Origin of the sequence: Limnohabitans sp. MMS-10A-178 (genome assembly GCF_003063375.1) — a bacterium.
Taxonomy (GTDB): domain Bacteria; phylum Pseudomonadota; class Gammaproteobacteria; order Burkholderiales; family Burkholderiaceae_C; genus Limnohabitans_A.
In genome coordinates, this window is the sequence record NZ_NERY01000003.1 from 155,537 (window position 1) to 171,661 (window position 16,125).

At 52.2% G+C, this 16,125-nt stretch carries 18 protein-coding genes and 1 tRNA gene; 17 read left to right on the forward strand and 2 right to left on the reverse strand.

The features are described 5' to 3' along the window. Positions 1 to 30 precede the first annotated feature (30 nt). The 7 genes from rpmI (at position 31) to B9Z32_RS12480 (ending at position 5,213) form a co-directional block, all read left to right on the forward strand. Positions 31 to 234, forward strand: a complete 204-nt coding sequence (gene rpmI, locus B9Z32_RS12450; RefSeq protein ID WP_055360962.1) for a 50S ribosomal protein L35 — start codon at positions 31 to 33, stop codon at positions 232 to 234. Between the two features lie 24 nt (positions 235 to 258). After that, positions 259 to 621, forward strand: coding sequence for a 50S ribosomal protein L20 (gene rplT / locus B9Z32_RS12455; RefSeq protein ID WP_055360961.1), 363 nt, complete (start codon positions 259 to 261; stop codon positions 619 to 621). A gap of 91 nt (positions 622 to 712) precedes the next feature. After that, entirely contained in the window at positions 713 to 1,750 is a 1,038-nt protein-coding gene (gene pheS, locus B9Z32_RS12460) for a phenylalanine--tRNA ligase subunit alpha (RefSeq protein WP_108421748.1), read from the forward strand. A gap of 9 nt (positions 1,751 to 1,759) precedes the next feature. Next, positions 1,760 to 4,174 carry a phenylalanine--tRNA ligase subunit beta gene (gene pheT, locus B9Z32_RS12465; RefSeq protein ID WP_108421749.1) on the forward strand — a complete coding sequence of 805 codons (2,415 nt, stop codon included), beginning with the start codon at positions 1,760 to 1,762 and terminating at the stop codon, positions 4,172 to 4,174. Between the two features lie 18 nt (positions 4,175 to 4,192). Further along, on the forward strand, positions 4,193 to 4,522 hold the full coding sequence (locus tag B9Z32_RS12470) for an integration host factor subunit alpha (RefSeq protein WP_108421750.1): 330 nt from the start codon (positions 4,193 to 4,195) through the stop codon (positions 4,520 to 4,522). Between the two features lie 109 nt (positions 4,523 to 4,631). Beyond that, the gene (locus tag B9Z32_RS12475) at positions 4,632 to 5,105 is read left to right on the forward strand and encodes a MerR family transcriptional regulator (RefSeq protein WP_108421751.1); all 474 of its coding nucleotides are present in this window, start codon (positions 4,632 to 4,634) and stop codon (positions 5,103 to 5,105) included. Positions 5,106 to 5,136: 31 nt separating this feature from the next. Then, a tRNA-Pro gene (locus B9Z32_RS12480) sits at positions 5,137 to 5,213 on the forward strand. A 75-nt stretch (positions 5,214 to 5,288) separates the two neighbouring features. Here B9Z32_RS12480 and B9Z32_RS12485 read toward each other — a convergent pair. Continuing rightward, positions 5,289 to 5,513 carry a cold-shock protein gene (locus tag B9Z32_RS12485; protein ID WP_108421895.1) on the reverse strand — a complete coding sequence of 75 codons (225 nt, stop codon included), beginning with the start codon at positions 5,511 to 5,513 and terminating at the stop codon, positions 5,289 to 5,291. A 162-nt stretch (positions 5,514 to 5,675) separates the two neighbouring features. Here B9Z32_RS12485 and clpS point away from each other — a divergent pair, with 162 nt between their 5' ends. Both clpS and clpA read left to right on the forward strand, forming a co-directional pair. After that, positions 5,676 to 6,053 carry an ATP-dependent Clp protease adapter ClpS gene (clpS, locus tag B9Z32_RS12490; RefSeq protein WP_108421752.1) on the forward strand — a complete coding sequence of 126 codons (378 nt, stop codon included), beginning with the start codon at positions 5,676 to 5,678 and terminating at the stop codon, positions 6,051 to 6,053. Positions 6,054 to 6,156: 103 nt separating this feature from the next. Then, complete coding sequence (clpA, locus tag B9Z32_RS12495) at positions 6,157 to 8,496, forward strand: ATP-dependent Clp protease ATP-binding subunit ClpA (RefSeq protein ID WP_108421753.1); 2,340 nt, start codon at positions 6,157 to 6,159, stop codon at positions 8,494 to 8,496. A 38-nt stretch (positions 8,497 to 8,534) separates the two neighbouring features. Here clpA and B9Z32_RS12500 read toward each other — a convergent pair whose 3' ends face one another. Further along, a complete protein-coding gene (locus B9Z32_RS12500; RefSeq protein WP_108421754.1) occupies positions 8,535 to 10,067 on the reverse strand; it encodes a helicase HerA-like domain-containing protein in 1,533 nt (510 codons plus the stop codon). A 71-nt stretch (positions 10,068 to 10,138) separates the two neighbouring features. Between B9Z32_RS12500 and B9Z32_RS12505 the strand changes: the two genes are divergently transcribed. Genes B9Z32_RS12505 through B9Z32_RS12540 form a run of 8 tightly spaced genes read left to right on the forward strand, consistent with a single transcriptional unit; the run spans position 10,139 to position 16,121 of the window. Continuing rightward, positions 10,139 to 10,864, forward strand: coding sequence for a YebC/PmpR family DNA-binding transcriptional regulator (locus tag B9Z32_RS12505; RefSeq protein ID WP_108421755.1), 726 nt, complete (start codon positions 10,139 to 10,141; stop codon positions 10,862 to 10,864). A gap of 10 nt (positions 10,865 to 10,874) precedes the next feature. Further along, entirely contained in the window at positions 10,875 to 12,170 is a 1,296-nt protein-coding gene (gene purD, locus B9Z32_RS12510) for a phosphoribosylamine--glycine ligase (protein WP_108421756.1), read from the forward strand. Beyond that, the gene (locus tag B9Z32_RS12515) at positions 12,167 to 12,850 is read left to right on the forward strand and encodes a 1-acyl-sn-glycerol-3-phosphate acyltransferase (protein WP_158268213.1); all 684 of its coding nucleotides are present in this window, start codon (positions 12,167 to 12,169) and stop codon (positions 12,848 to 12,850) included. The genes purD and B9Z32_RS12515 overlap by 4 nt, the downstream gene beginning before the upstream one ends. 33 nt (positions 12,851 to 12,883) lie before the next feature. Continuing rightward, positions 12,884 to 13,801, forward strand: coding sequence for an oxygen-dependent coproporphyrinogen oxidase (hemF, locus tag B9Z32_RS12520; RefSeq protein WP_108421758.1), 918 nt, complete (start codon positions 12,884 to 12,886; stop codon positions 13,799 to 13,801). Beyond that, positions 13,801 to 14,394, forward strand: a complete 594-nt coding sequence (gene nadD / locus B9Z32_RS12525) for a nicotinate-nucleotide adenylyltransferase (protein WP_108421759.1) — start codon at positions 13,801 to 13,803, stop codon at positions 14,392 to 14,394. Before hemF ends, nadD begins: the two co-directional genes overlap by 1 nt. Beyond that, complete coding sequence (gene rsfS / locus B9Z32_RS12530) at positions 14,391 to 15,050, forward strand: ribosome silencing factor (protein ID WP_108421760.1); 660 nt, start codon at positions 14,391 to 14,393, stop codon at positions 15,048 to 15,050. Before nadD ends, rsfS begins: the two co-directional genes overlap by 4 nt. 5 nt (positions 15,051 to 15,055) lie before the next feature. After that, positions 15,056 to 15,523, forward strand: a complete 468-nt coding sequence (gene rlmH / locus B9Z32_RS12535) for a 23S rRNA (pseudouridine(1915)-N(3))-methyltransferase RlmH (protein ID WP_108421761.1) — start codon at positions 15,056 to 15,058, stop codon at positions 15,521 to 15,523. 7 nt (positions 15,524 to 15,530) lie between these two features. Continuing rightward, positions 15,531 to 16,121 carry a nucleoside triphosphate pyrophosphatase gene (locus tag B9Z32_RS12540; protein WP_108421762.1) on the forward strand — a complete coding sequence of 197 codons (591 nt, stop codon included), beginning with the start codon at positions 15,531 to 15,533 and terminating at the stop codon, positions 16,119 to 16,121. Positions 16,122 to 16,125 lie beyond the last annotated feature (4 nt).

Genomic DNA, 16,125 nt, shown 5'->3' on the forward strand with positions numbered 1-16,125 from the left:
CCTCACGAGCACAAAATAAGGAGCAGTCAAATGCCCAAAATGAAGACCAAAAGTAGCGCCAAAAAGCGCTTCCGTGTTCGTCCTGGTGGTACCGTTAAACGCGGTCAAGCCTTCAAGCGTCACATCTTGACGAAGAAGACAACCAAGAACAAACGTCACCTCCGTGGCCCAGTAGGCGTGCATGAGACCAACATGGGTCACATGGCACAAATGCTGCCATCGGCTGGCCTGTAATTCACTGACGAACAAGGAGAAAATATGCCTCGCGTAAAACGTGGTGTTACGGCACGAGCCCGTCACAAAAAAGTATTGGCCCTGGCCAAAGGTTTCCGCGGTCGCCGCGGTAATGTCTTCCGCATCGCTAAACAAGCGGTGATGAAGGCCGGTCAGTACGCATACCGTGACCGTCGTGCTAAGAAGCGTGTGTTCCGTCAGTTGTGGATCGCGCGTATCAACGCAGCGGCCCGTGAATGCGGTCTCACCTACAGCCAATTTGCCAACGGCCTGAAAAAGGCTGCTATCGAAATCGACCGTAAAGTGTTGGCGGACATCGCCGTGCACGACAAGGCCGCTTTTGCTGGCATCGTGAACCAAGTCAAGGCCAAGTTGGCCGCAGCTTAAGTACTCACGCAGTCAATCAAAGGGGTTGAGGCTTGCGAAGGCTTCAATCCTTTTTTCATTTTGAATTTAAGTTCCTTTTAAAGTTGCCACCATGACCGAGTTGGACAGTTTGGTTGAAGCGGCTCGCAGCAGTTTTGCGCAAGCCCAAACCCCCGCCGATCTTGAGAATGCCAAGGCCCTGTATTTGGGCAAGTCAGGCCGCATCACCGAAATGATGAAGGGCATGGCTTCTTTGAGCGTTGAAGAGAAGAAAACCTTTGGCGCAGCGGTTAACGTTGCCAAGCAGGGCATTGAAGCTGCGCTCACAGCACGCCGCCAAGCTTTGGCCGATGCCGAGTTGGCTGTTCAACTGAAAGCAGAAGCTTTTGATGTCACCTTACCAGGTCGCCCCCTCACACAAGGCGGCCTGCATCCTGTGTCTCTCACCTTAGAACGCATCGAGCAAATTTTTGGCTCGATGGGTTTTGAAGTGGCACAGGGCCCCGAAATTGAAACCGACTGGTTCAACTTCACAGCCCTCAACACACCCGAAGATCACCCCGCACGCTCCATGCACGACACCTTCTATGTTGAAGGCGGTCATTTGCTGCGCACACACACCAGCCCCATGCAAATTCGACATGCGGTACAACACGTCAAGCGTTACAAAGCACAATTGGAAGCAGGGAAGGGCATGCCCGAAATTCGCGTCATTGCACCTGGGCGCACCTACCGTGTCGACAGCGATGCCACGCATTCGCCCATGTTCCACCAGTGCGAAGGGCTGTGGATTGGCGAGAACGTCAGCTTCAAAGATTTGAAGGTGGTGTTCACAGATTTTTGCCGCACATTTTTTGAAAGCGACGACTTGGTCTTGCGCTTCCGCCCTAGCTTCTTCCCATTCACAGAACCCAGCGCAGAAATAGACATTCAATTTCAAACCGGTCCTTTGGCGGGTCGTTGGTTGGAAGTGGCGGGCTCTGGTCAAGTGCACCCCAACGTGGTTCGCAACATGGGCCTCGACCCCGAAAAATTCATTGGCTTTGCTTTCGGTATGGGCCCCGACCGTCTCACCATGCTCCGATATGGCGTGAATGATTTGCGCTTGTTCTTCGACGGTGACGTTCGCTTCTTGAGTCAATTTCAATAATTAAAGACCATGCAATTTCCTGAATCCTGGCTGCGTGAGTTTTGCAACCCGCCCCTCACGACAGAACAACTCGCCGAAACACTCACCATGGCTGGTCTTGAAGTTGAAGAACTTCAACCAGTGGCGCCACCTTTTTCCAATGTGGTCATTGGTGAAATTAAAAGCGCGGAGCAGCACCCCAATGCAGACCGCTTGCGCGTTTGCCAAGTGGATGTGGGTCAAGCTAGCTTGCTCAATATTGTCTGTGGTGCGCCCAATGCCCGCGTTGGTATTCGAATTCCTTGCGCCATGGTGGGCGCAGAGTTGCCACCTGGCGAAGACGGTAAACCCTTCCTCATCAAGGTGGGCAAGTTGCGCGGCGTTGAAAGCCAAGGCATGCTGTGCTCTGCCAAAGAATTGAAGATTGCTGACGATCATGGCGGCTTACTAGAGTTGCCAGCGGACGCGCCCTTGGGCCAAAGTATTCGCACCTATTTGAAGCTAGACGACACGTTGTTCACACTCAAACTCACGCCCAATTTGGCGCATTGCTTGAGTGTGTATGGCATTGCTCGTGAAGTGTCTGCATTAACCAGCACTCCCTTGAAGGCGCCCGTGTTCAATGCATTGAAGGCTCAAGTTCAAGACAGATTGGCAGTTAAAGTGGAAGCTACCGATTTGTGCGGTCGCTTCAGTGGCAGGGTGGTGAAGGGCGTCAATCCCAAAGCGCAAACACCCGCTTGGATGGTAGACCGCTTGGCACGATGCGGCCAACGCAGTGTGAGTCCTTTGGTCGATATTTCAAACTATGTGATGTTTGAATTGGGGCGGCCTTCGCATATTTTCGATCTCGACAAAATCCATGGTGGTTTGCAAGTTCGTTGGGGTCGTGCTGAAGAATCATTGAAGTTGCTCAATGGCAACACAGTTACCGTCGATGACAAAGTAGGTGTGATTGCAGACGATGCCCAAGTTGAGTCATTGGCAGGCATCATGGGGGGTGACGCCACTGCAGTGTCTGATGACACTCAGAATATTTACATTGAAGCTGCTTTCTGGTGGCCCAAAGCCATTGCTGGTCGTTCACGCCGTTACAACTTTTCTACCGATGCCGGACATCGCTTTGAACGTGGCGTAGATCCCGACAGCACGGTTGACCACATTGAGCGTATCACCCAATTGGTCATAGACATTTGCAGCACGCCCACCACGCAAATTGGACCTGTTGACGATCAAAAGCTCAACATGCCGGTTCGCAAACCCGTCACACTCCGAGTGGCACGTGCTGTCAAAGTGATTGGCATGGCGCTGTCACAAACACAGTGTGCCGACGCTTTGCGCGGTTTGGGTTTTGAGGTGACCGAGGCGGAAGGACTGATCACAGTCAACCCACCAAGCTGGCGATTCGATTTGGAAATTGAAGAAGACCTGATTGAGGAAGTGGCTCGCATGGTGGGTTACACCCAGCTGCCAACCACACCCCCATTGGCACCGATCACTGCCAAGATCAGGAAAGAAAGTGAGCGCGGCCCGTTTGCGGTGCGCCGCAGTTTGGCGGCTTTGGGTTACCAAGAAACCATCAATTTTAGTTTTGTAGAAGAACGCTGGGAACATGAGTTGGCGGGCAACCCCAATCCTCTGAAATTGTTGAATCCCATTGCCAGCCAGATGAGTGTGATGCGGACCAGTTTGTTGGGCTCTCTCTTGCAGGTGGTGAAGTTCAATCTCGATCGCAAGGCCGAACGCGTCCGTGTCTTTGAGTTGGGCCGGGTGTTCTTGCGCGATGCAACTGTCAAAAATACAGACACCACCGTCGAAGGTTTGAGTCAACCGATGCGTGTGTCTGCCGTGGCATACGGTCCTGTGACCTCAACCTCTTGGGGCGGCAAAGTTCGCCATGTTGATTTCTTTGATGTCAAAGGTGAAATAGAAGCACTGATGGCGCCTGCCAAGCCTGAGTTTGAAGCGGCAGAGCACCCAGCCATGCACCCTGGTCGTTGCGCCAGCGTCAAGTTGAATGGCCATGTAGTGGGTTATGTAGGAGAGTTGCATCCCCGCTGGCGTCAGTCGTGGGATTTGCAGCATGCTCCCATCCTTTTCGAGCTCGATTTAGAGGCTGTGCTACAACGCGAAGTCCCGGTTGCTCAGGGTGTGGCACGCTTTCAAGCGGTTGAGCGCGACATTGCGGTGGTGGTGGCAGAGAAAGTCACACATGCCGATTTGATGGCTGCAGTTTATGAAGCACCCACCGCAGGATTGTTGCGCAGTGCTATCTTGTTTGACGTGTTTCGTCCGCAGGCCACTCTGGGCATTGAGAAAAGTTTGGCTGTCAGGTTGAGCATGTACAGCGATGAAGCCACATTGACAGAGATTCAAATTGAATCCACAGTCAAGGCTGTGTTGGATCATTTGTCTCTGAAACTGTCAGCGCGCTTGCGTTCTTAATGGCGAAAGGAAGTTGATATGGATTTTTCTGTTGAAAGTCTCGAAACGCCTGCGCTGACCAAAGCGCATTTGGCAGATTTGTTGTTTGAGCAAATTGGTTTGAACAAGCGCGAGTCCAAAGACATGGTCGACTCATTCTTTGATTTGATCGCCACACAATTGGTTCAAGGCACCGATGTCAAAATTTCTGGATTTGGAAATTTCCAAATTCGCGAAAAAGCGCCCAGGCCAGGCCGCAATCCACGCACTGGAGAATTGATTCCCATCGAGGCCAGACGCGTGGCAACTTTCCACGCCAGTCACAAGCTGAAGGCAGTGATTCAAGGCGATGAAAAATCTGATGGCTAATTTTCAGTATTTGAATTTCTAGATTCATCAAATTTTATTAAATGGGTCTTTACGTAGACCCCATGCTTAGAGTAAGCTTGTTAATTCCCCCAGCAAGTTAGTGATTCCAATGGAGAACTCCCTCCCATCTATTCCAGCCAAGCGCTACTTCACCATTGGTGAGGTTGGTGAGCTTTGTGGTGTGAAGCCACACGTGCTTCGCTATTGGGAGCAGGAATTCACGCAGCTGCGGCCCATCAAGCGCCGAGGCAATCGCCGCTACTACCAGCACCATGAAGTGCTCATGATTCGCAGAATTCGCGATTTGCTTTATGAGCAGGGTTTCACCATCAGCGGTGCGCGAAACAAAATGCAGGAACTGGCCCAAGCTCAAAAAGGGTTGAAAAAAGACCTCATTGAAAACGGCTCATTGGACGATGAGTTGTTGGATGATTTTGATGAAGATGGCACACCTTCTGAAGCGCTTGAAAAAGCTTCTATGGCCATGGAAAGTGCACAAAGAGCCAGTAGCCTGCAAGTCACCAGCAGCCTTCCAACGCTGCGCCGTGAATTGATGGATATTCGAGATTTACTCTCAAACTGAGTGCATTCTCGGGCTATAATTTAAAGCTTGTCGGCGTGTAGCGCAGCCTGGTAGCGCACTTGCATGGGGTGCAAGGGGTCGCGAGTTCGAATCCCGCCACGCCGACCATTCAATTTGAATCAAGCTCTTGAGAATTTATTCTCAGGAGCTTTTTTCTGGGTGTACTAAAGTCTCGATGGGCTTTCAAGAACTTGGTTCGGTACTTTGTTCGGCCTGAATGTTGATGGCCATTGGGCCTTTGGGGCCCTCAGCCAATTCAAAACTCACCCTCGAACCTTCCTTGAGACTCTTAAAGCCTTCCATGGTGATGGCTGAAAAGTGCGCAAAAGCGTCTGGCCCGCCACCATCGGGTTGAATAAACCCAAATCCCTTGGCGTCATTGAACCATTTGACTGTTCCACTGGGCATGCCTGTCTCCATCAGTTTTGTTCTGTAAGGAACATTTAATTCACTGATATGTGAGTTGTCAATTCAAGGTTTACCCGACTGATGATAAATTGCTGCGTTGCGTCATAAGGACTTTTCTGGCGAGTCAAGCAGAAGAGGGCCTAGCCTCTATAGAATGAAAACATGGCAACCGAGAAACCTCCAAAACCAAATTTACCCAAACCACCAGGATCTGTTGGTGAACCCGGACGTTCACCAGGAAATAGTGATTCTGTGGTTTTAGAAAGACGCCCTGCCAAAGTCGGGCCGCCTCAGATGTACCAGGTAGTGATGTTGAACGACGACTACACTCCCATGGAATTCGTTGTTTTGGTTCTTCAAGAGTTTTTTAACAAGGACCGCGAAGCCGCCACTCAAATCATGCTGAAAATTCATTTGGACGGCAAAGGTGTTTGTGGCGTATTCACCCGTGACGTGGCGGCCACCAAGGTGGACCAGGTACTAGATGCAGCCAACCAAGCAGGTCACCCACTTCAGTGTGTGAGTGAGCCTGTGGCATGAATCGCACAAAAATCGAGCAAGAATGTGGCATAAAGCAGTTGAAATTCAACAAATTTGCCCAACCTATTATTTTTCACCTCCGCAAGGCATTTAAGGAAATCACATGATTGCCCAAGAATTGGAAGTCAGTTTGCACATGGCCTTCGTTGAGGCGCGTCAGCAGCGTCACGAGTTCATTACCGTGGAACATTTGCTGTTGGCATTGCTGGACAACCCCAGCGCAGCAGAAGTATTGCGTGCGTGTTCAGCGCAAGTAGACGATTTGCGTCAATCGCTGTCGTCGTTTATCAAGGACAACACACCTCAAGTAGCAGGTACCGAAGAGGTTGATACACAGCCGACCTTGGGTTTTCAGCGGGTCATTCAGCGCGCCATCATGCATGTCCAATCGACTGGCAGTGGCAAGAAAGAAGTGACTGGAGCCAATGTGTTGGTAGCCATTTTTGGCGAAAAAGATTCGCACGCCGTTTACTATTTGCACCAGCAAGGCATCACCCGTTTGGATGTTGTGAACTTCATTGCACATGGCATTCGCAAGAGCGATCCACCCGAAGCCTCCAAAGGCAGCGATTCTGCGCCAGTACCCGAAAGCGAAGAAAGCAGTGGTGGCAGCGAGCGCAATGAAAAAGCCTCTCCTTTGGAGCAGTTCACACAGAACCTGAACCAGATGGCCAAAGAAGGCAAGATCGATCCGCTCATCGGTCGTGAATACGAAGTTGAGCGCACCATTCAAATTTTGTGCCGTCGCCGTAAAAACAATCCCTTGTTGGTGGGCGAGGCCGGTGTGGGCAAAACCGCCATTGCCGAAGGTTTGGCATGGCGCATCACGCAAGGCAGCGTGCCAGAAATTTTGGCTGAGGCCGTGGTCTATTCACTCGACATGGGTGCATTGTTGGCCGGCACCAAATACCGCGGTGATTTTGAACAGCGTCTGAAAGGTGTTTTGAAAGCCCTGAAAGACAAGCCTCATGCCGTTTTGTTCATCGACGAAATTCACACCTTGATTGGCGCAGGTGCCGCTTCTGGTGGCACTTTGGATGCTTCCAACTTGCTCAAGCCTGCCTTGTCTAGCGGCCAATTGAAGTGCATTGGCGCCACCACCTTCACGGAATACCGTGGCATCTTCGAAAAAGACGCCGCCTTGTCACGTCGCTTCCAAAAGGTTGATGTGGTTGAGCCCACTGTGGCCGAAACAGTGGATATTTTGAAGGGTCTGAAATCGCGCTTCGAAGAACACCACAGCGTGAAGTACGCCAATGCGGCGCTGCAAGCTGCTGCCGAGTTGTCTGCCAAGTTCATCAACGACCGTCAATTGCCCGACAAAGCCATCGACGTGATTGACGAAGCCGGTGCTGCACAGCGCATCTTGCCGCCGTCTAAGCGCAAGAAGACCATTGGCAAAACCGAGATTGAGGATATTGTGGCCAAGATTGCGCGCATTCCGCCAGCCAATGTGTCGAATGACGATCGCAGCAAACTGCAAACCATTGAGCGCGATTTGAAGAGTGTGGTGTTTGGTCAAGACAAAGCCCTCGAGGTGTTAGCTTCTGCTGTCAAAATGGCACGTTCTGGTTTGGGTAAAACCGACAAGCCCATTGGCTCATTCTTGTTCAGTGGCCCAACCGGTGTTGGTAAAACAGAAGCCGCCAAGCAGCTGGCCTACATCATGGGCATCGAACTCATTCGCTTTGACATGTCCGAGTACATGGAGCGTCATGCGGTGAGTCGCCTCATTGGCGCGCCTCCAGGCTATGTAGGCTTTGACCAAGGTGGTTTGCTGACCGAGGCCGTTACCAAGAAGCCACATTGCGTCTTGCTGCTCGATGAAATTGAAAAAGCGCACCCCGACATTTTCAATGTGTTGCTGCAAGTGATGGACCATGGCACATTGACGGACAACAACGGCCGCAAAGCCGACTTCCGCAACGTGATCATCATCATGACCACCAATGCCGGTGCCGAAACCATGAACAAGGCCACCATTGGCTTCACCAACCCGCGTCAAGCAGGCGATGAAATGGGCGACATCAAACGCTTGTTCACCCCTGAGTTCCGCAACCGGCTGGATGCCATGGTCAGCTTCAAAGCTTTGGATGAGCAAATCATCATGCGCGTGGTCGACAAGTTCTTGTTGCAACTGGAAACACAGTTGTCAGAGAAGAAAGTGGACGTTACTTTCAGCGACAAGTTGCGCAAATTCTTGGCCAAAAAAGGGTTCGATCCGCTCATGGGCGCGCGCCCTATGCAGCGTTTGATACAAGACACCATTCGGAAGGCTTTGGCCGACGAGTTGCTGTTTGGTCGTTTGATCGATGGCGGTCGCTTGAGCGTCGACCTGGACGACAAAGACGAGGTGTTGCTCGACATTCAGCCTTTGCCCAAGAAGGAAGGCCGAAACTCCAAATCGGAACCGCACGAGCCTGAAGAGGCCACAGCCAATTAAGGCAACTTAAAAAAAGCCGGATTGATCCGGCTTTTTTTCTATCTTCTTCGGCCACCCAAAATACCCCCCAAGACCCCTCGAACAATTTCTCGTCCCACACTGGAGCCAATGGTTCGAACCGCTGACTTGACCATGGCTTGGGCCAAGCCGTCTTGTTTGGCACCCCTAGGTCCAGTGCGACCAAATAAAACGTCGCCAAGGCCGCCTAAAAGGCCGTTATCGCCTGTTTCATTGGAAGAGGGCACCGAACTGTTGTTGGCAGACGATGTGCCATTTGAGCCAGCGGCTGAAGTTGGCTGCGCTCCCTTGAGAGTCTCGTAAGCAGACTCACGGTCAATGGCTTTTTCATAAACACCCGCCACCAAGGAGTTGTCGAGCAAGGCTTTGCGCTGCTCGGGCGTAATCGGGCCCAGTTGGCTACCTGGCAGCATGACAAAGGCCTGCTGGGTGATGCCAGGTCGGCCTTTCTCGTCAAGGAAACTCACCAAGGCTTCTCCTACTGCCAATTCTGTGATGGCCTTCTCAATGTCCAAAGACGGATTGGCACGCATGGTTTGAGCGCTGGCTTTGACTGCTTTTTGGTCGCGTGGTGTAAACGCTCTCAGCGCATGCTGTACCCGATTGCCCAATTGGCCCAATACCGTTTCAGGTACATCCAGCGGATTTTGCGTGACGAAATAAACGCCTACGCCTTTAGAGCGAATGAGGCGCACCAACAACTCCATCCGTTCAATCAGGACCTTGGGTGCTTCATTGAACAGCAGGTGCGCTTCATCAAAGAAAAAGACAAGCTTTGGTTTCTCGGGGTCGCCAATTTCTGGCAATTGCTCAAAAAGTTCAGACAAGAGCCAAAGCAAGAAAGTGCCATAAAGCCGAGGAGCATTCATGAGTTCGCTGGCACACAGCAAGTTGATCACGCCTTTTCCCTTGGCATCCGTTTGTAAAAAGTCTTGGATATTGAGCATGGGTTCGCCAAAAAACTTGTCAGCGCCTTGGCTTTCAATTTCAAGCAAACCGCGCTGAATGGCGCCCACGCTGGCGGCACTCACGTTGCCATATTCTGTGGTGAATTGCCTCGCGTTTTCGCCCACATGCTGAAGCATGGCCCGCAGGTCTTTGAGGTCTAAAAGCAGCAATCCCTGGTCATCTGCAATTTTGAAGACCAAATTCAAGACACCTGCTTGGGTCTCATTGAGGTTCAGCATGCGGCCTAGGAGCAATGGCCCCATGTCAGAAATGGTGGCCCTGACAGGGTGTCCCTGTTTGCCAAACACGTCCCACAGGGTGGTGGGGCAGCTTTGGGCACTGGGCTCATCGAGCCTGCGCTCTTTCAAAACACCCTTGATTTTCTCGCTCAGGTGACCGGCTTGGCTAATGCCGACCAAATCACCCTTGACGTCGGCCATGAAGACCGGAACCCCTTGGTTGGAGAAATTTTCGGCCAAAGTTTGCAAACTGACCGTTTTTCCAGTGCCTGTGGCGCCTGTGATCAGGCCATGGCGGTTGGCCATCCCCATCAAAATGTGGCAATCTGTGGTTTGATTGCGGGCAATCAAGAGTTGATTTGGCATGAAAAAGGGTCCCCCCAACTAGAAAAGTAAAATCTCACCCAGTAGATTAAATCAACAACAAGGATTTTCAGATGGCTGGCCACAGTAAATGGGCAAATATTCAGCACCGCAAGGGCAGACAAGACGAAAAACGCCAGCGCATTTGGACCCGCGTGGTCCGAGAAATCATGGTGGCGGCCAGAACGGGCGGCGGCGATCCGTCGGCCAACCCCCGTTTGCGCTTGGCCATCGAAAAAGCCAAAGCCGCCAACATGCCGGCTGACACCGTCAAACGCAACATTGACAAGGCTACGGGTAACTTAGAAGGCGTGACCTACGAAGAAATTCGATACGAAGGCTATGGCATTGGCGGCGCGGCCATCATTGTCGACACCATGACAGACAACCGCGTGCGCACAGTGGCCGAAGTACGCCATGCCTTTAGTAAGCATGGTGGCAACATGGGCACCGAAGGCTCCGTGGCTTTTCAGTTCAAGCATTGTGGTCAATTGATTTTTGCGCCTGGCACGTCGGAAGACAAAGTGATGGAGGTGGCGCTGGAAGCGGGTGCTGAAGATGTGGTGACGGATGAAGAAGGCGCCATTGAGGTGCTGACCGCCCCAGCAGACTTTGAAGCTGTTAAAAATGCCCTCGAAGCGGCCGGCTTGACAGCTGACATGGCTGAAGTGACCATGCGTGCAGAAAACAGCATTGACTTGGCGGCTGACGATGCTGCCAGAATGCAAAAACTCATAGATGTTTTGGAAGATTTAGACGATGTGCAAAACGTTTTTCACAACGCAAGCATTTCTGAATAAGGTTTGATCGATGAAAGTATTGGTTGTAGGTGGAGGTGGACGCGAACATGCGTTGGCCTGGAAGTTGTCTCAATCTGAACGCATTCAGAAAGTGTTTGTAGCCCCAGGCAATGGCGGTACAGCGCGTGATCCCAACTTGATAGATGTGCCCATCACGGATGTGAATGCGCTGCTGGCGTGGGCGCAACAAGAAAAAATTGATCTCACGGTGGTGGGGCCAGAAGCGCCATTGGCAGCAGGTGTGGTCGATGTGTTCAGAGCGCATGGCATGCGAATCTTTGGACCCACACAAGCCGCTGCGCAATTGGAAAGTTCCAAAGCATTTTCAAAAGCTTTCATGAAGCGGCATGGCATACCCACAGCGGTCTATGAAACTTTCACAGACCCTGCTTTGGCGCATGCCTACATTGACAAAATGGGCGCGCCCATTGTGGTCAAGGCAGATGGTTTGGCTGCGGGCAAAGGTGTGGTGGTGGCCATGAGCGCTGAAGAGGCGCATGCGGCCATCGACTTTATGTTGTTAGACAACACATTGGGCGTGGTTCACAACACAGGTGCAGACGGTGCTGCGTTGCCCCGCGTGGTCATTGAAGAATTTTTGCAGGGCGAAGAGGCTAGCTTCATTGTGATGTGCGATGGCAAAAATGTGCTGGCCTTGGCCACCAGTCAAGATCACAAACGATTGCTCGATAAAGATGAAGGCCCCAACACCGGCGGCATGGGGGCCTACTCTCCAGCACCAGTGGTCAGCGCTCAAGTGCATGCCCGAGCTATGCGCGAAGTGATCATGCCTACCATCAAGGGCATGGAAAAAGATGGTATTCCTTACACAGGCTTTCTGTATGCTGGCTTGATGATTGACGACCAAGGTTATCCCAAAACATTGGAGTTCAATTGCCGCATGGGAGACCCCGAAACGCAAGCCATCATGATGCGTTTGAAGAGCGATTTTGTGGAAGTGATGCTGGCTGCAACCAGCGAAAAGTTAGATGCCGTTGAGTTGGTGTGGGACCGCCGCACCGCACTGGGTGTGGTAATGGCTGCCGCAGGCTATCCGGAGAGTCCGCGCAAAGGTGATGTGGTTTCTGGTTTGCCCAAAGATGAACTCGATGCCATGGTCTTTCATGCAGGCACCGAAGCCAAAGACGGGCAAACATTGACATCGGGTGGGCGCGTGCTTTGTGTCACAGTGTTGGCTGATTCCGTGAAGCAAGCGCAGCAAAAGGCTTATGAAGTGGCCCAAGGCATTCATTTTGATGGGCAACAGTATCGAAGGGATATTGGTTTTAGGGCGATCAAATCGTGAACCCCGTGGTAGATCAAAAACTTTCTGAGCCTGTGTTAATTCCAGGTCCCTTTCCGGTTCAGTTCAAAGGCCAGGCCTGGGCCTCGTGGGTGCTCAAACTCATTGGGTGGCGCGTTGATTTTCAGGGGCTTCCGACGTTGCAAGGTGTGGCCATTGTTTACCCCCACACCAGCAATTGGGATTTCATGACGGCCATGTTGTGCAAGTGGACCATGGGATTGCCAGTGCACTTCTGGGGCAAAGACTCCTTGTTCAAAGTTCCACTTTTTGGTCGTTGGGTGAGCTGGATCGGTGGCGTGCCCATTGATCGTTCATCTCCGCGGGGTGTGGTGGGCGAAATGCTTGAAGTTTTTGCCGAGCACCAACGCGCCAACAAATTCATGTGGTTGGGTTTGTCCCCTGAAGGTACGCGAAAACGCACCGAGGGTTGGAAGAGTGGTTTCTACCAACTTGCGCTCAAATCCAAGTTGCCTTTGGGAGTGGTGAGGTTGGATTACAAAAAGAAAGAGCTCAAATTTGAAGGTTTTATTCAACTCACCGGAGATGTCGAAACCGATTACGCTTATTTGAGAAAAATGTATGAAGGCGTGGAAGGCTTTCACATCGACAATGCAGCGCCTATTAGACCGTTGCCCGCCAAAGACCCCAACACCAAAGCGTCTCCATCAGGGATTCAATGACAGCTGACAAGGCTACAGACAGAAAGACCCAGCATGCAAGTTAGTCAAGCACAAACTGTTCGAGAGTTTTTAATCCAACTGCAATCGCGAATCACTCAGGCCCTACACGACCTAGACGGTACGGCGTTTGTGGTGGATGCTTGGCGCAAGCCTGAAGGTGAGATGTTGCAGGGCGACGGCATCACTCAAATTTTGGAGGGTGGCCCAGTGTTCGAAAGGGCAGGGTGTGGTTTTTCGCATGTCACAGGACCCAAGCTGCCTCCCTCTGCCACTCAACATCGCCCCGAATTGTCGGGTGCTCCGTTTGAGGCCATGGGTTTGTCGCTGGTTTTTCACCCGCGCAACCCTTACGTACCCACGGTTCACATGAATGTGCGAATGATTGTGGCCAAGCCTGAGGGGCAAGCACCGGTGGCTTGGTTTGGTGGTGGCATGGATTTGACGCCTTACTATGGCTTTGAAGAAGATGCCGTGCATTTTCACCAAGTCTGCAAAGAAGCAGTTCAGCCCTATGGCGCTGACTTGCATCCCAAGTTTAAAAAATGGTGCGATGACTATTTCTTTTTAAAGCACCGCAATGAAGCGCGCGGTATAGGTGGCATTTTTTACGATGACTTTTCAGAACTCGGATTTGAAAAAGGCTTTGCCATGATGCAAGACGTTGGCAACGGTTTGCTCAAAGCCTATTTGCCTTTGGTCTTGCGCCGCAAAGACACTCCCTACGGTGAGCGTGAAAGAGATTTCCAGTTGTACCGCAGAGGCCGCTATGTGGAGTTCAATTTGGTCTGGGACAGAGGCACACATTTTGGTTTGCAATCGGGTGGCCGCACCGAATCAATTTTGTTGTCGATGCCCTCGCTGGTGAGCTGGTCCTACAACCGTGTAGATGCACCCGATTCTGCCGAGGCGCAATTGAGCACTCGGTATTTAAAGCCCAGGGATTGGGTTTGATGCCACAGCGTATTGGCATCTTGGGGGGGGCTTTTGATCCGCCTCACAATGCCCATGTGGCCATGGCCGAAGCGGCTATTGCTCAATTTGGTTTGGATGCGCTGCGTGTCATCCCAACGGGAGACGCATGGCACAAACCCAGAGACTTGAGCAGCGGGGCTCACAGGGCCGAAATGGCGCGGCTGGCTTTTGCTCATCTGAGCAAAGTCAGCATTGATGAGACTGAATTGCTCCGCCAGGGCCCCAGTTACACCATCGACACCCTCAGAGCGCTCCAAAAGCAAACACCCGAGGCGCAATTCTTCTTGTTCATTGGTGAAGATCAGGGCAAAGCCCTCGGGACATGGCGCGAAATCGAAGAAATTGCCCAGAGAGCTATAATTTGCGTCGCTGAACGCGAGATGCCTGGCATGTCAGTGCCAGACGTTCCTAACCACGATATTCCCACCCAAGTCCTGAAGTTGCCCCATTTGCCACACAGTGCAACGCAAGTTCGAGAACGGGTGGCCCAAGGGCAAGCCATTGACAATTTGGTCCCTGAGCCCGTTGCGCTGTATATTCAACGCCATCACCTTTACCTGCCTGACCGATGACCGAAACCTCTGCCAAAAAAGACACCCAAAAACTTCAACGCGTCATTGTGGATGCGCTAGAAGATGTGAAAGCACAAGAAATTGTGGTGTTCGACACGGAAGAGATGTCAGCCCTTTTTGAGCGCGTCATCATTGCCTCCGGCACCTCCAACCGGCAAACCAAGGCCTTGGCCGCCAGTGTGCGCGACAAGGTGCGCGAAGCGGGTTATCCCAAGCCTCGCATTGAGGGCGAAGACAACGGTGAGTGGATCATTGTCGATTGTGGCAGTGCTGTGGCGCACATCATGCAGCCCACCATTCGCTCTTACTACAACCTCGAAGAAATTTGGGGCGACAAACCGGTTCGCCTTAAGTTGGGTGCCCCCAAGCCTGCCGAGCCAGTGCGCAAGCCAGTGGCAAAAAAGAAAGCCAACGTCAGCGCTGGCCGCACGCCTACACGCCGCGATTCAGTGCCTGTGGGCCCTATGGGTTCTGAAGCTTTGAAACCGACTCGCAAAGCACCTGCAAAATCCGCTGGTAAGCCTGCTGCCAAAGCGGCCGGTAAAACTGCTAGCAAAACTGCTAGCAAGGCCCCAAAATCTTCTGCAAAAACGGTGGCCAAACCAGCTGTCAAACCAGCTGTCAAATCTAGCGCCAAGGCCAAGCCCAAGGCCTGAGTTCCATGAAGCTGCTGATTGTGGCAGTGGGACAGCGTGTCCCAGATTGGGCGCAAACTGCTTGGGATGATTACGCCAAGCGTTTCCCCCCTGAACTGAAAGTAGAGCTCAAGGCGGTCAAGACCGAGCCCCGCGGTTCCAAAACATACGACACTTTGGTGGCTGCTGAGCGTCAACGCATTGAGGCCGTCATTCCGCGCGGCACACGCGTGGTGGTGCTGGATGAGCGCGGTACCCCTTTGCGCACCACTGCATTGGCCCAGCGTTTGAAAGATTGGCAACTTGGCGGCGATGATGTGGCGTTGATCATTGGCGGCCCCGATGGACTAGAGCCTGCTTTTCGCGAAGCTGCCCATGAACGCATTCGTTTGTCGGACCTCACATTGCCCCACGCGATGGCGCGCGTGCTGCTCATAGAACAGTTGTACCGTGCTTGGTCCATCAACGCCAACCACCCTTATCACCGAGAATAAAGCGCTCATGAAAGACTTTGTTTACTTGGCATCGCAAAGCCCTAGACGCAGGCAGTTGCTCGAACAGATGGGTGTTCGGTACGAGCTGCTGCTGGCAACACCCGATGAGGATACCGAATTGTTGGAACGCGTCATGCCGGGTGAAGCGCCTCTCACCTACGTGAAGAGGGTGACGCAATTGAAACTGGAAGCGGCCGTTCTGCGCATGCAAAAAAGGCAACTGCCGCTTGCGCCTGTGTTGTGCGCCGACACCACGGTGGCATTAGGGCGAAACATTTTGGGCAAACCTGAAAATGAACAGGACGCCTTGCGCATTCTCAAAACCTTGTCGGGTCAAACGCACCGCGTTTTAACGGCGGTGGCTGTGGCCTCAGGCCGCCGCAGACTTTTGAGTGTGTCTGTTTCTAAAGTGAGATTTGCACCTATGAAGCTTTCGGAAATCAAAGCCTATGTGGCCACAGGTGAGCCGTTTGGGAAAGCTGGCGCCTATGGCATTCAAGGCTTGGCGGCTTGTCATATTTCAGCCATTCAGGGCTCATATACCGGCATCATGGGGCTGCCGATTTTTGAAACAGCTGAGTTGTTGAAACAACTTTAATGCT